The sequence below is a fragment of the Okeania sp. SIO2F5 genome (assembly GCF_010692685.1).
GTDB classification, from domain to species: domain Bacteria; phylum Cyanobacteriota; class Cyanobacteriia; order Cyanobacteriales; family Microcoleaceae; genus Okeania; species Okeania hirsuta.
Window position 1 is genome coordinate 1 of the sequence record NZ_JAAHGU010000044.1, and the last position, 14,495, is coordinate 14,495.

Sequence of the window (14,495 nt, forward strand, 5' to 3'; positions counted from 1 at the left end):
TTAAGAGGGAAGATTTGGGGAGAGATAATACAAAAAATTCAACACTCCTTCAACTGAATTTTCCTCAAAATTAATGCGCGAAAAGACTTGACTACCATAATTATATAGATCTCAAATGGGTTCTATAACGCTAAAGCTCAGTGATGTGGATTCTTTGAGTCCACTACAGCAACTTGTTATGTTTCAAGTTTCTTGTACATGACATAAGCATCAACAAATCCTTCCTTAGGATGTTTGAATGCTTCGGGAAGCGTGCCGATGATATCAAAGCCATGCTTTTGCCAAAGACGAACAGCACCAGTATTAATGGATACAACAAGGTTGTACTGCATGGCGTGGAAACCAAGCTCCACCGCTTCCTTCTGAGAATGCTCACACATAGCAGAGGCGACCCCTTTGCCACGAGTCGCTTCCCTGACCACATATCCGCAGTTGCATACATGAGACCCCTGACCAGGCTGATTAGGCTTGAGGTAGTAGGTGCCCAATATCAACCCTGAATCATCTTCAGCAACGTATGTTGCCTCTGGCACCTCAATCCAGGCATGAAAGGCATCCTGCTCAGGAATATTGGTGGGGAAGGTATAGGTCTCGCCAGCTCGAAATACTGGCTTGACAATCGCCCAAATTCTTGGCCAATCTTGCTCCTGAAAACGGCGGATTTTAATCATGCGTAAGTAACCTTTCTTGAAGTATAAACTTGTAAGTACATCGCAGTTGGGGTACAACATTTTATATAAAATGACTGTACTGCAAAACAATATAATTACGTCAATGTTCTAAAAATGTCTAGAACCCGTGGTTGTTCATGATTTATATCTTGTTGACGTAAAAGCCTCTGCTAGTCTATATTTGAGACTGTTTTTCGGTTCTATTTTATTTAAGTCCCAATAGCTCGCTTAACTGATAACTGATGACTGAACCTCATGCTGGATATACTCTACCTGTATTTGCTTGTGCTGCTGCTGTAGCTGCACTCCGTTGGGTACGTCAAAATATCTCGTCTTTGCCTACCGTATCAATTAATTTACTAGAACCAGCAAAAATTGTCGATATTCTTATCGAACAGGTAGCTTTACTGAAAAATAATACTGCCTTAGCTATTACCCGTTCCGACCCCGGTAATAATCTCGACCTAACTCGCAATACTCCTGTGTGGGCTATGATAGAATTGGCCAAAGTTTCCCCTACAGAGGCTTCAGAACAAATTGTAATTATAGGTGGAGCAGGAATTGGACATAATATTCATTCTGGGGAAGCAGCTATATATAGTTATGCGCGACGACTGCTGCAAGAAAATCTTCCACCCTTGCTCAACCAAAATGAACAAATTAAAGTCTCCATCATTTTACCAGAAGGTCGTCAATTAGCAACTCGGACTTCTAATTCTGCTTTTGGTATAGTTGAAGGTCTTTCTTTGTTAGGCACTACCGGGGTTTCTCAACCTTTAAGTGTGCCTGGGCAACTTGATGCTTATCGGGATGAGTTACAACAAAAGGCAGCACAGTTTAATTGTTTGGTGTTTTGTGTGGGAGAAAATGGTTTAGACCTAGCGAGGAAAATGGGAATACCACCACAGCAGACTATTAAAACAGCTAACTGGTTAGGCCCAATGTTAGTAGCTGCTGCTATTGCTGGATTAGAGTCTATTTTATTATTAGGCTATCATGGCAAATTAATTAAGTTGGCTGGTGGAATTTTTCATACTCATCACCATCTAGCTGACGGACGATTAGAAATTTTAACAGCTCACTGCGCAAATATAGGTTTGCCCACTCCTGTGCTACAAAAAATTTTTGCTTGTACTACTGCCGAGGCGGCCTTGAAAATCCTACGGAGTTTAGATAAAGATAATGAAAAGAATTGGGTGGGTCTAGTCTATGGGGCGATCGCCTCCCGTATAGAGGAACGTAGTCAAGCTTATATTTTTAATCATAGTCAAAAACAGGTCCAAGTAGGTTCGATGTTATTTGACCGCGATCGCCAAATTTTCTTAAAAACTGAAGTTGCCGATACACTTTTTGCAAAAATTTGTTATTCTATTAAAAATGTTGAAAAAAGACTCCCGTTATAATCGCGAGATTTAACAGTGAGACGGGGCGTATAAATTGCGCGGGAAACCCATGCACACAGCCCCTGAATTTCAACCAGAAAAATAATTGAGCAATACGCACGCATATTTTTGGCGTTATAATTTTATCAATAGCCGTGGGGCACACGGCACGATAAAAGGGCACCTCCTGGGCGGAAGTTTCCTTAGCGTACAGACGGAGCAAGAAAAAGCTTGTGGAGATGGTCTGACGGGGGTGCAACTCGACTAGTTTGATTTGTTATCTAGTTAAGAATCTATGTTCGTATAGCGTTGCGTCAGCAAAACAAGAATCTCCCGTTATAATAGCTCTTATTTAACGGCGAGAGTGTCAATAGGAATACCCTCAGCTAGAGTTACAGCGGTTTTCATTTCGGTAGACTACAGAGGGAATGGCCATTTCCCCCTACAGGGTTTTGGTTATGACGATGTGGTTGAGCAATCAGCAAAAGCGCTGTAGCGTATTGTAGGAAAAATAAACAATAGTGGATAGTGGATCAGGCGCGGGGGAAAATTAAAATAAATTGGTAAATTTCATAACTAGCTAGAGTGAGCAACTGGTTTAGAAGTAGACGCTCATTCTTTAGTCAGAATACCAAAACATTTTTAATAGAACTAGCCTTGATTAATAATTCGCTAGGAAGAGCGATCCCTATTGATAATTAATCAATTTAGCCTGTTAGTTTTTAGTTAGCCTGTTAGTTTTTAGGTTACCATTCAATCCAAGTATAAACCTTTTGTGGCAGTAGGCAAAATTTAGTTTGATACAAAAAGTGTGGAGAAAGAAATTTTCCTTACAAAAAACATATATTTATAGCTTATAAGCTCGGGCTGACAACTTAAAACTCAGGAAAATCAACCTCACAAGTAAAATATCATAGCACATTAACCGTGACTCTAACAAGACAGACAGAAAAAATTTCTGATTCCTCCACTCAGTTTAACCGTCAGATGATCGTGATTCTGGACTTCGGTTCTCAATATTCAGAACTAATTGCCCGCCGGATTCGCGAAACTCAAGTATACTCAGAAGTTATTTCTTATCGGACAACTGCTGAAAAACTGGTAACTCTCAATCCCAAGGGAATTATTCTTTCTGGAGGCCCTAACTCAGTTTACGATAAAGTGGCACCTCATTGCGATCCCGAAATTTGGCAGTTGGGAATACCAATTTTGGGCGTGTGTTACGGTATGCAGTTAATGGTACAGCAATTAGGGGGTGAAGTTCAACGCGCTCAATTAGCTGAATATGGCAAAGCATCTTTATCTATAGATAACCCCACAGATTTACTGACTAATGTGGAAGAGGGTACAATTATGTGGATGAGTCATGGAGATGCTGTGACAAAAATGCCCTCAGGTTTTGAAGTATTAGCTCATACGGATAATACTCCCTGTGCAGCGATCGCTCACCATGAGAAAAAGCTCTATGGGACTCAGTTTCACCCAGAGGTAGTTCACTCTCTTGGTGGTCAAGCGTTGATTCGGAATTTTGTCTACCATATTTGTAAGTGTGAACCAACTTGGACTACAGAAGCTTTTGTAGAAGAAGCGATTCGAGAAATTAGAGCTAAGGTAGGGGACAAACGAGTATTATTAGCATTGTCTGGAGGAGTTGACTCTTCAACTTTAGCATTTTTGCTGCATCGAGCGATCGGGGATAAATTAACTTGTATGTTTATTGACCAAGGGTTTATGCGGAAGTATGAACCAGAAAACTTGGTGAAAATATTTCAAGAATCTTTTCATATATCAGTTGAGTATGTAAATGCTCGCGAGCGCTTCTTGACTAAACTCAAAGGAGTCACAGACCCAGAACAAAAACGCAAATTAATTGGCCATGAGTTTATTCAAGTATTTGAAGAAGAGTCAAAACGTTTAGGGCCTTTTGATTATCTGGCTCAAGGTACTCTTTATCCAGACGTGATTGAATCTGCTGACACCAACGTTGACCCTAAAACGGGTGAGCGAGTAGCAGTTAAAATCAAGAGTCATCACAATGTCGGTGGTCTGCCAAAAGATTTAAGATTTAAGTTAGTAGAACCTTTGCGCAAGCTATTTAAAGATGAAGTGAGAAAATTAGCTCGCTCCATAGGTTTACCAGAAGAAATCGTGCGACGACATCCTTTTCCCGGTCCAGGGTTAGCAATTCGGATTTTAGGAGAAGTTACAGATAAACGGTTGAAAATTTTGCGAGATGCTGACTTTGTTGTGCGTGACGAAATCAAACAACAAGGGATGTATCACGATTTTTGGCAAGCGTTTGCGGTGTTGTTGCCTATTCGCAGTGTGGGGGTAATGGGAGACCAACGTACTTATGCTTACCCTATTGTTTTGCGGTTTGTTTCTAGTGAGGATGGGATGACTGCTGACTGGTCTCGGGTACCTTACGATTTGCTGGAAATTATTTCTAACCGCATTGTGAATGAGGTTAAGGGAGTTAATCGGGTGGTGTATGATATCACTTCTAAGCCTCCTGGTACTATTGAGTGGGAGTAATATAGTCTGCACTGTAGTAGACTGACACAGCTAAAATAGTGTATTAGAAAAATGCTCTAATCTTTACGGTTCATGTATTTGAATAAAAATCTATTGCACCATTTTAGGCGTGTCACGCCAGTAGGTTGGGTTAAGCGGCAGTGCAATCTAACATAACTAGGGTTTTTGAACCCATCCCACTATTCTTGAAACCTTTATATTGAGGTAATATAAAATTCGTTAAATTCCCAAAAATCATGTTAGTGGGATAGACTTATGGTTTTTGGTTTTCAAGCTACCTCAATTAAATCAACCTCGACAATTCGAGGGTGTTGGGTTTCGTACCTTAACCCAACCAACCTACAACTTTACTATTGAATAGGAGTAACATAGTGTGTACTGTAGTGCCGTGGCACACCTAAAATGTTACAAAAATAGGGGGGGTCTGCATTAAATTAATGGTGTGTCAAACGATCGGATGAACCCGTCCACGACCCAATAATAATTATGCACCCCTTATCGTTGAGAGAAAAAAAGAGAAGGGGTATTTCTCCTCTCTTTATCGTTTCAATCACTTTTTAGCCTTTAGTCTTTCTTCTGCTGCCTAGCATTAAGCCACCTAGTGCGATCAAACTCACTATAGATGCTGTTGGTTCAGGGGTTTAGGATGCCTGGGTTTCTCCACCACTCTGCTTAAAAGAGGAAGAAGACACTACAGTTTCGCTCGACACAAGTACTGTTGTGATATCCACTGGATATCGCTCAAAAGGCACATACATACTAACTATACTACTAATTGCCATATTATTCTAAATGAGAGGCCTTCATCCGTGTATGGGTTGGTAAACAACTTCACATCATCTGCGTCAATGTAATACAAAAAATCAAGATTTGCCTGCCACTCAGAGGCGAAGGCAGAATCTGAAGAATCCCACAACAGGACTCCAAGACCCAAGACGGAAGATAGCTCAACATACCAGGAGTCTAACTCCGAACTAAGAATCACGCTGTCAGAGTTGTCATCTTGAGCTGTCCAATCAAAGATCAACCGGTAATCATTAGAGAAGGTTAAGTTTGTCCTACCTGTGAAACTGGTTGCGGTTGCAGGCAGCAACCATGAGCAATCTTCTGCTCCGGCGACTAATATCCCTTTAGTCAATGTTTATGTAAAGATTTTAGCTATTGGTAGCCAAAAAAATCTTGGAATTATTGCTCTGTCTAGGTTGGAGCAATTTTTTACCTCTATTTAGCGATAACTCTAATTTATAATTTCGTTGTATCACAAATAGTAGTACTATTTAAGTAATGGCAAACCTATCTAAAGAATCATCATAAAAATTCGGTAAGTGGAAAACCACATTCCGAGTTTAATTTATGTGTAACTGGCGGATAAATAATTAAGTTTAAGACTCCACCAAATCTTTAATAATGGGAATTATCGCCACAATTAATTCTTTCTTAAACGAGCTGCTATAGGTCATCAATCCAAGTCTCCCCTAGCTAACTTTTTCTTCAATAGACCTCTCCGAATAATTAATTTAAAACCCTTGTAATGGTAGGATAAAAAGTTAGTTTCCGGAGGTGTCTAATGCTTCTAGAATTATCTAAACTGAGGACCGCCTACCCAACAAACTAGCGCCCATCTCTTACCTTGAGTAATAGGTGTTACTTCATGGAGTATTATAGAAGGAAACAAAACCATTGTTCCTCTTTCTTTTGGTAATTTTTCTGGTTCTCTGTTAGTATACAACTTCAATTCTGAACCTTCATAATCTTGAGGATTGGAAAGTTGGATCGAGATAGAAATTTTGCGATAATAATAAAGATCCCCATTATCTAGATGTTTATTGTAATGATCCTGAATATTTTCCTGATTGTTACTAGCTTCATAACATAAAAGGTTTAAAGAATCAATAATACCGTAAATATCATAATTCCACCACTTGTTATTGGCATATTTAACACTATTAGTTAACCTTTCCCACAGCCATCTGGTTGATGCCGAATAATTCACACCCCAGGCTTTTACTTGACGAAACTCTGGTTTCAATTTTCCATCTACAGTAGGGTTTGATGGCTTTATTTGTTTTGATAAAGAAATAACCGATTCACACTCTTTTGCTGTTAAAGCACCCCAGTTTTCACCTGGTTTACAGAAATGTTCTTTTTGAGAAGCATCATAGCAAGCGTATGTAATTTGACGATACTTTTGTTCAGGAGAAATCCAAACCATATTTTCTCAATCCTAACTTTATGAAAACCATTTATTTTTGCAAATTATCGGAATTGATGACCACTAATCCAACCAATAAGTTCCCATCTTTTACCTTCAATAATAGGCGTTACTTCATGCAAAATAAATGAAGGAAACATAATCATTGTTCCTTTATTTATAGGTAATATTTGGGGATTTTCTTGTAGATACAAATTTAGTTTCGCACCATCATAAGTATTGGGATCGGATAATTCTACAGAAAAAGAAATCTTCCTACAAGAAAAAGGATATTCATTATCTATATGTAAATCACAATTATCTTTAATCTGATTAGAATTATTTGTGCTGTCATAACAGAGGAGCTGTAAAGGCTCTATAATTCCCACAATATCATAGTTCCACCAACGATTATTTGCAGTTATAAGATTATTAATTAATCGTTGCCAAAGCCAATTTGTTGTTTCAGTTTGAGATATTTCCCAAGCATTAGCTTGACGATAGTTCTGGTGAAGACCTTCAAACCTATGGCTTTTATCCTTGAATAAATTTTGTGAAAATGAGATAATCAAGTCACACTCTTGTGTTGTAAAAGCTCCCCAATTTTCACCTTTTTGACAAAAATGACTTGGCTGACTACCATCGTAACAAGTGAATGGAGTTTGATTATATTTTTTCTCAGGATACATCCAAAACATCTTTAATGCGTTGTCTATGTAATCTAGTTAGCTTTTATAAATATCTAAGAAAATATTATACCAATTATTGCGTATGAATATTATAAAAAATAAATTTTAAACTTAGATTAAGGAGATATCTCCAATCCTAGAAGCTACCTATTATCATTGTTTCGGTTTTTTTATTCTTTCTTGATTTCTTCTTCTTTCTGCCTTGAAATTCTAAAATAACTTGTTCCCAATATAGTAATATCATGTCCGGTTGAATACTTATAAATAAGTAAACAGGGAGCAGAGGAGAAAAAGAATCTAAAGAAAGATCGGGCAGGAGAAATTTTTTTGATTGTGCTACTAAGCGGACATGATATAATACCAAGGGTGAAAAAAGAATGTTTTTGTTAGGTGAAACTTCAATTATTAAGTAATTAACATAGGCGCATCGGAGATTTTTGATAATTATTAGCTAGTAGCGTATTAATTAGGGTTTGCTGAAAAAGTCTTATGGGTGAGGGGAGGAGACAGGAGACAGGAGACAGGAGACAGGAGGGACGGGGAATGTAGAAGAGGTAGGAGCTAAGTTTTGTCCCTTAATTTTTCTGCCCAACTCTTGCACAAAATGCTAGTTTTTTGAGCTTTCTTGAGCGAAAACAGGCGCACTTTTTTCAACCTAAAACAGCTAAAACCTTGATATATCAATGCTTTTATCTTTGATCGGTAAGCCCTAATTATTCTTATGTTTACTTCTCACCCACTCCCCCTAATGGGATGGGTTAGGGGTGGGTTCCCCACTCCCCTACTCCCTTACTCAAGAAAATGTAGCAAACATTGATCAAATTGGTATAAAAGTGAATCTTCACGTCAGAGTAATGAAACTTTTTTATTCATCACATATACAATTTATTGGTGCTGCCATAAATATTCAGAAAATCTAGAAAAGCTATAAATATATATAGCGATCGCCTAAAATGAAAACTGTGATAAATATACATTTTCTAAAATCCTGAGTAAAGTCATTTCATGGAACATCTGTCTATACATTCTTTAAAAACATCAAAAACTCTGATGGAAAAATCACGATCAATATTCGCAGTTGTAATACCAGGTTAACTTTACTATCTAAAAACTAGACAACTCTTCGCCAAAAAATATACTTAAAAACCAGAGCTACTATAACGCTCTTCTGCCCAAGGTTCACCTCTTGTGTGATAACCATTCTTCTCCCAGAAACCTAACTCTTCATCTTTGAGGAATTCTAATCCATTAATCCATTTGGCACTTTTCCAAGCATAGAGGTGAGGAACTACCAATCGCACAGGGCCACCATGATCTGCTGGTAATGGCTCACCAAATAAAGTGTGGGCAAAGAAATTTTCTTCTCTGAGAAAATCAGTCACAGAAATATTAGTAGTGTAGCCTCCATAACAATGTTCCATAATATGGACAGCTCTAGGATCTACTTCTACATGACCCATCAAATCTGTAACTTTTACTCCTGTCCACTGAACATCTAGTTTTGACCAGCGAGTCACACAATGAAAATCTGCTGTGAAGTGATTTTGTGGCATGGCCATTAAGTCTGACCAAGTAAAGGTTAATGGTTTAGCCAAACCCCATACTTTCAATTCCCATGTATCTGTACTTATATTAGGAGTTTGGCCATAAGTTAGTACGGGAAAGCCTTTAGCCAAGTATTGACCGGGAGGAACGCGATCGCTATTTTCTGCTTCTGGTTTGTGGAAAAATTTACCTAACATGGTTAAAAACTTTTAGTAACTTACCTTGAATAATTGAAATTAACTACTTTAGTTTCTGCAAATGCCGATCTTCCTGAATTATTTCAGGAATTTATTCGTTTAATGATGAATAAAATTAATAAGTTTATGCTTTTACTTTTTTAGTTGAGGAACTCAAATTTCACCTAAAAACTTTGATAGTTTGGAGGTTTCCGTGCTTCCACTGAGGGCAGAAAACTTATCAGTAATTTTTCAGTGATTTCACTGTTATTCTCAACTCGCCAATTGCAAATAAAATATGGTAATTGCAACTATTATATATTTTTATTTTTGCACTAATTCTGTTTTGTGTGCAATCCCAAGGTCAAATTATACCTCAGATTGAAAGTCAATGAAGCCTTATTTATCCTTTTAATATTTACTTTATAAATCAGCTCTAAGATGGGAACTTATTCGATCTTTAGCTATACTGTTTATCTAGATCGCTCATTAATTTATAAATCACTCATAAATACCATGAATCTGAACTATATAATTCCCTTATGTATTTCTTGTCTGGCTATTTTTGTCAGTGTCAATTCTGATGTCAAAACTCTGGATGGGATTCCTCGCTTGCTCGCACCCTGTATAGGATTCATTGGATTAATATGGTTTTTTAACGTTATTCCTTGGTTATTGAAGGTTGCTTGTATAGTAATTTTACTTTCTATTCGTAAAAATTTTTTAATCCAATAACTAGATTTTTTTTATGTTAAAAAACTTTTTTTTGAGAAAAACTACCAATCTTTTCAGAATAGAATTTTACTGAATTAAGGTATAGTATTAGAACTTATAGGGTAGTTTTTCGCAGCTTATACTGTGAAAAATAGATCCCATTTTCTATGATCGCGGAGACTTGTTTATAGAAGACATTTGGTATCTATTTAAGAAGTTACAAGTTCAATACCCATCTGAGTTTTATGATTCTGGCAGTCATTTTTCATAATTTTTCGGTTTCCTGAACCCTTATAGTTGTTAGGAGCCTTAAAATGGCTTTCCTGAAGCTTTTGTATTTCAATAAAAGATACGGTTAGGGGTTCTATAACTTTCATTCATATTTTTTTGAAGTAGCACTCAGCACTCGGCGTTGGTGACAAGAGGTATGATATCTTGTCCGGATAAGAGCGCAAACAAAAAACTTTCTCCTTCTACTACTCTTTCTTCTTCTTTCTTTCTTTCCTCCTGACTCCTGACTCCTGACTCCTGACTCCTAAATAATTAAGATTAATATCATACATTAATTCACCAACGCCCAGCACTCAGCTATCAGCGATCAGCTTCTCAAGGTGTATAATGGGAGATTCAAACCCCCGTAAAAGTCCCACCACGCGCTTTTTCAAATATAGAGGGGGCTTTAAACCCTTGAATTTTTGGCGATACAGCTAAATGCTGTTGGCGAAGCATGACCTAAGGAAAAGCTGATAGGTAGTTAAATTCTCATCAAAATTAACAAAACCTAGAAAATTTTTTAGGATAAAAACATTCCAGGGGAATGTCTCTCTAGATTTAGGCATAATATTACAGCACTTTTTAAGATGGTAAGGTACAGCTACTCCCTACTTCTAGTTCCTGTGTTCTCTACTGCCAAGATGTACCTCATCAAATAGAAAATTTCTGCAAGTATAGCGCCCTAACTGCAAAATTTGACTTTTGTACTACCAATCTCGTTAATTTTGAGACTCATCCTGAATTGATAACCAATCTTTTCCTAACTGAATAGTCACATCTGACCTTAGATATCCCGTACTTTCTACAAAAACTTCTCCAAAACCTAGAGACTTTTGAACTTCCTGCGCAGCTTGCATATCTCCTTTCTGGGCAATAATTCGAGTCACTTCCAAAGGTGAATTCCAACGTTTAGCCACTTTGACATTCCAATAACCAGCATCGTTTAAGGAATTTACTAATTCATCAACAGAGTCCCAATCATCTGTACTATCTTGAATTGCTACTCTAACATAAGAAGACTCATAATTTTCTAATTGTTCGCGATCGTAACCAAAATCAAAGTGTTTAGCAATCATCGTATCTAGAGTTGTCAGATCGGGCAACCAGTAACTAGCATTATACTTTTCAGGGTTGCTAAACTCACCAGGTACCATCAACATCTGCACATTCGAGCGCTCAGTTTTAGCAGCAAAATTCATCAAAGCGACTAACTCCTCAACACTCAAATTTGTATCAATATGAGACTGAATTACCGAAAGAATTTTTGGTAGTCGTGATAAAGTTTTGACATTAACCAACTGTTCCATAAATGCTCGCATCAGAAGTTGCTGGCGTTGCACTCGCCCAATGTCTCCTAAATTATCGTAGCGGAATCTCAAAAATTGTAGAACCCGATCGCCATCGAGATGTTGTTCCCCAGCTTTGAGATTAATATACAAATGTTGACTATCATCTTGATATTTCATGTCTTTGGGCACATTAACTTTGACACCCCCAAGAGCATCTATTAATTTTTCTACTCCTTGTACATTGACTCGAATATAACGGTCAATTCCTACCCCACCAAGAAGTTCACTCACAGCTTTGGCACTTTTAGCAGGTCCACCATAATAGTTTGCAGCATTAATCTTGGTTAAGCCTCGATCTTCTACGTAAGTACGAGTATCTCTAGGAATAGAAAGCAAAGTTAACTTCTGATTTTTTGGGTCGAACCTTACTAGAAGCATCGTATCAGATAATCCTTTAAAAGAATTAACCAAAGCGTGATATCCTATATCATTATCATGGGGATATTCTTCTAAATCTGAGGTTAATACTTTTATTCCTAATAACAATATATTTACAGGTCGGGTTAACTCTGGCAATCTCATATTACTTTTGGCCAGGTCTTGTTGAGAAAATACTGCTGCTTCTTCTGGAGAGAGCTTTTGTTGCATTAGTGGAGTGCTGGAAAGAGATACGGCTAAGAGAGCGCCTGCTGTTGCAGATATCATTGCCACTCCGGCTAAACCTAGACCTAAACCAAACCAATGTCCTGGACCAAATTGGGTAGGTGGTCTCTGTAGATTTTCTGTTATTGAATATTTTCTAGAGGTTGAATGTAAAAATTTATTAGCGGGCACTGGCTTCCTCACACACTAAATATTAAAATAAGGTTTTATTGTCAGAAAAATTTTACTGAAAATTAGAATTTTCAATAGTTTAATAGAATCTTCGACTATCATAAATGTTTACCTACCACTTTTTCTGCTATCCGGCTAATTCCTGGTAGCCATAATGGTTGTCTTTTCCAAATACGAACCATTAGCCCTAAACTTATTATGAAGTAGCTAGTAGTTAGCAGGCTATTTATTAATAACAGTGTGATAGTCCCAGATGCCCCAACTTCAGTCCCTGGTTGTAATAAAATATTGCCCAAGATCCACATCATGGTTAAAGTAATAACTAATTTGCTGACTGCTCTATGTTGTGGACTACGGTGTTGACGATACAGAATCCACATTGCCATGAAGAAACCTAATACTGGAGTGACTAATAAATATAGTTGTAGGCGGTTAATGTTAGAGTTTTCTAGTTGCTGAGTATTTTTCATTTTGGTTATTAGCAAAAGTTCAGTTTTTGTTGGTATTTATATAACTTAAATCTGTCAGATTCTGGTAATCTCTTTTTTTTGAGGGTACAGAAAATCAAAGTCACTATAATAACAATAAGAATATTTGAATTAGAATAAGTATATCCCATTTTGGTTTCTTCGTTTAATTACCTTAAATTAACAACTGAAAAAATATATAGAGGTGATGATACATTTAATTCAATCTGAAAATATAAAATATATACCACATTTAATCAATGAAAAACTTGACTTAAACAAGTTGATTTTTTATCTACAAACTAATGCTTCTATAGAATAAGTTGAGAGATTCATTCTAGATTATAAAAAAAATAGAGGGTTTCAATGGAAGTTTGATATTAATTTTGAGTATGTACTTGAGGATGAAAAATATACATTTACAATCATGGTAGATAGCAAATTACCGATATTTATTGCGTATATATATCAAAATAATTTAAAAATTCATGTTTGTCAAAAAGTTAAAATAACTGATTTTTGTTATTTCACAAAGAAAAGTTATATGTTATTATTCAAAAGTTAATTTTTCTTATAATAAACTAATAAAAAATTCAGTATCAATGCAAGGATTTTTACCTGATATTGGTGAATTTTTTGGAGATTTTGATGATTATTCTGACCGGAATGATATATCTTTATTAGATTTTCCTAAAACAGATTTCTCTACTCACCATGTTACTGACTTTCTTGGTAAGTATTTTGTAAGTTATTAATTTTTTCTCCTCCTAAAAACCCTGTCAAACATTTGACTTTCCCCTGTTTCCTCAAACATTTAATTTTTTGTTTAGATCTCAAATTTCAATGCTACATATATATTCTGACAATAAATTATTAAATTAGTGTTAAAATTTACGCAACAGAGAATAGTAGGAGAACATTCACTCTTATGACCACTATGCAGAAAAAACCTATTGTTATTGCCCCATCTATACTATCAGCAGATTTTAGCCGTCTTGGAGATGAAGTACGAGCTGTAGACCAAGCTGGTGCTGACTGGATTCATGTTGATGTAATGGATGGCCGTTTTGTACCTAACATTACTATCGGTCCATTAATCGTCCAAGCACTTCGCCCTGTCACTGAAAAAACTCTTGATGTCCACTTAATGATTGTGGAGCCAGAGAAATATGTTGAAGATTTTGCTAAGGCAGGTGCTGATATTATATCTGTTCATGCTGAACATAATGCTTCACCCCATTTGCACCGAACTCTAGGCCAAATCAAAGAGTTGGGTAAGCAAGCTGGTGTAGTTCTTAATCCTTCTACACCATTAGAATTAATTGAATATACTTTAGATTTGTGTGACTTGGTGTTGATTATGAGTGTCAACCCTGGTTTTGGAGGCCAGAGTTTTATTCCTGGAGTAGTATCTAAGATTCGTAAGCTTCGTGAAATGTGTGATGAACGAGGACTCGATCCTTGGATTGAAGTTGATGGTGGCCTTAAGACTAATAATACTTGGCAGGTGTTAGAAGCTGGTGCTAATGCTATTGTTGCAGGTTCTGCCGTGTTTAAAGCTGATGATTATGCAGAAGCAATTAATGGTATTCGTAACAGTAAGCGTCCTGTTTCTGCACCTGAGTTAGTTACTGTTTAATAACAAAAAATACAGTTTAATAAAAAATTATTAAAATTAAAAATGGATATACAATCCATTTTTAATTTTCTTTTGGTTGAGATTGATTTA

General features: G+C 36.8%; 12 protein-coding genes. 5 read left to right on the forward strand and 7 right to left on the reverse strand.

What is annotated here, in order from left to right:
* Window positions 1-176 precede the first annotated feature (176 nt).
* Window positions 177-671 (reverse strand): GNAT family N-acetyltransferase, encoded by a 495-nt coding sequence (locus F6K27_RS15735; protein WP_287278832.1) that lies wholly within the window; start codon window positions 669-671, stop codon window positions 177-179.
* A gap of 242 nt (window positions 672-913) precedes the next feature.
* On the opposite strand from F6K27_RS15735, the gene cbiD reads away from it, so the two are divergent.
* Window positions 914-2,074, forward strand: coding sequence for a cobalt-precorrin-5B (C(1))-methyltransferase CbiD (gene cbiD / locus F6K27_RS15740; protein ID WP_124144326.1), 1,161 nt, complete (start codon window positions 914-916; stop codon window positions 2,072-2,074).
* 966 nt (window positions 2,075-3,040) lie between these two features.
* Window positions 3,041-4,588 (forward strand): glutamine-hydrolyzing GMP synthase, encoded by a 1,548-nt coding sequence (gene guaA / locus F6K27_RS15745; RefSeq protein WP_287278858.1) that lies wholly within the window; start codon window positions 3,041-3,043, stop codon window positions 4,586-4,588.
* A 641-nt stretch (window positions 4,589-5,229) separates the two neighbouring features.
* Here the strand turns inward: guaA and F6K27_RS15750 are convergent.
* Window positions 5,230-5,370, reverse strand: coding sequence for a hypothetical protein (locus F6K27_RS15750; RefSeq protein ID WP_287278834.1), 141 nt, complete (start codon window positions 5,368-5,370; stop codon window positions 5,230-5,232).
* Between the two features lie 282 nt (window positions 5,371-5,652).
* Here F6K27_RS15750 and F6K27_RS15755 point away from each other — a divergent pair, with 282 nt between their 5' ends.
* On the forward strand, window positions 5,653-5,817 hold the full coding sequence (locus F6K27_RS15755) for a hypothetical protein (protein ID WP_287284606.1): 165 nt from the start codon (window positions 5,653-5,655) through the stop codon (window positions 5,815-5,817).
* A 350-nt stretch (window positions 5,818-6,167) separates the two neighbouring features.
* Here F6K27_RS15755 and F6K27_RS15760 read toward each other — a convergent pair whose 3' ends face one another.
* The 5 genes from F6K27_RS15760 to F6K27_RS15780 form a co-directional block, all read right to left on the reverse strand.
* Window positions 6,168-6,800, reverse strand: a complete 633-nt coding sequence (locus tag F6K27_RS15760) for a 2OG-Fe(II) oxygenase (RefSeq protein ID WP_287278837.1) — start codon at window positions 6,798-6,800, stop codon at window positions 6,168-6,170.
* 44 nt (window positions 6,801-6,844) lie between these two features.
* Entirely contained in the window at window positions 6,845-7,477 is a 633-nt protein-coding gene (locus F6K27_RS15765) for a 2OG-Fe(II) oxygenase (RefSeq protein WP_287278839.1), read from the reverse strand.
* A 1,130-nt stretch (window positions 7,478-8,607) separates the two neighbouring features.
* Window positions 8,608-9,210, reverse strand: a complete 603-nt coding sequence (locus tag F6K27_RS15770; protein WP_287278840.1) for a sulfite oxidase-like oxidoreductase — start codon at window positions 9,208-9,210, stop codon at window positions 8,608-8,610.
* A gap of 1,685 nt (window positions 9,211-10,895) precedes the next feature.
* Window positions 10,896-12,299 carry an LCP family protein gene (locus F6K27_RS15775; protein WP_287278841.1) on the reverse strand — a complete coding sequence of 468 codons (1,404 nt, stop codon included), beginning with the start codon at window positions 12,297-12,299 and terminating at the stop codon, window positions 10,896-10,898.
* 98 nt (window positions 12,300-12,397) lie between these two features.
* A complete protein-coding gene (locus tag F6K27_RS15780; protein WP_287278842.1) occupies window positions 12,398-12,769 on the reverse strand; it encodes a hypothetical protein in 372 nt (123 codons plus the stop codon).
* Between the two features lie 599 nt (window positions 12,770-13,368).
* Between F6K27_RS15780 and F6K27_RS15785 the strand changes: the two genes are divergently transcribed.
* Both F6K27_RS15785 and rpe read left to right on the forward strand, forming a co-directional pair.
* Window positions 13,369-13,521: a hypothetical protein gene (locus F6K27_RS15785; protein ID WP_287278843.1), complete on the forward strand. Its 153-nt coding sequence runs from the start codon at window positions 13,369-13,371 to the stop codon at window positions 13,519-13,521.
* 173 nt (window positions 13,522-13,694) lie between these two features.
* A complete protein-coding gene (gene rpe, locus F6K27_RS15790) occupies window positions 13,695-14,405 on the forward strand; it encodes a ribulose-phosphate 3-epimerase (RefSeq protein ID WP_287278844.1) in 711 nt (236 codons plus the stop codon).
* The last annotated feature ends 90 nt before the right edge of the window (window positions 14,406-14,495 follow it).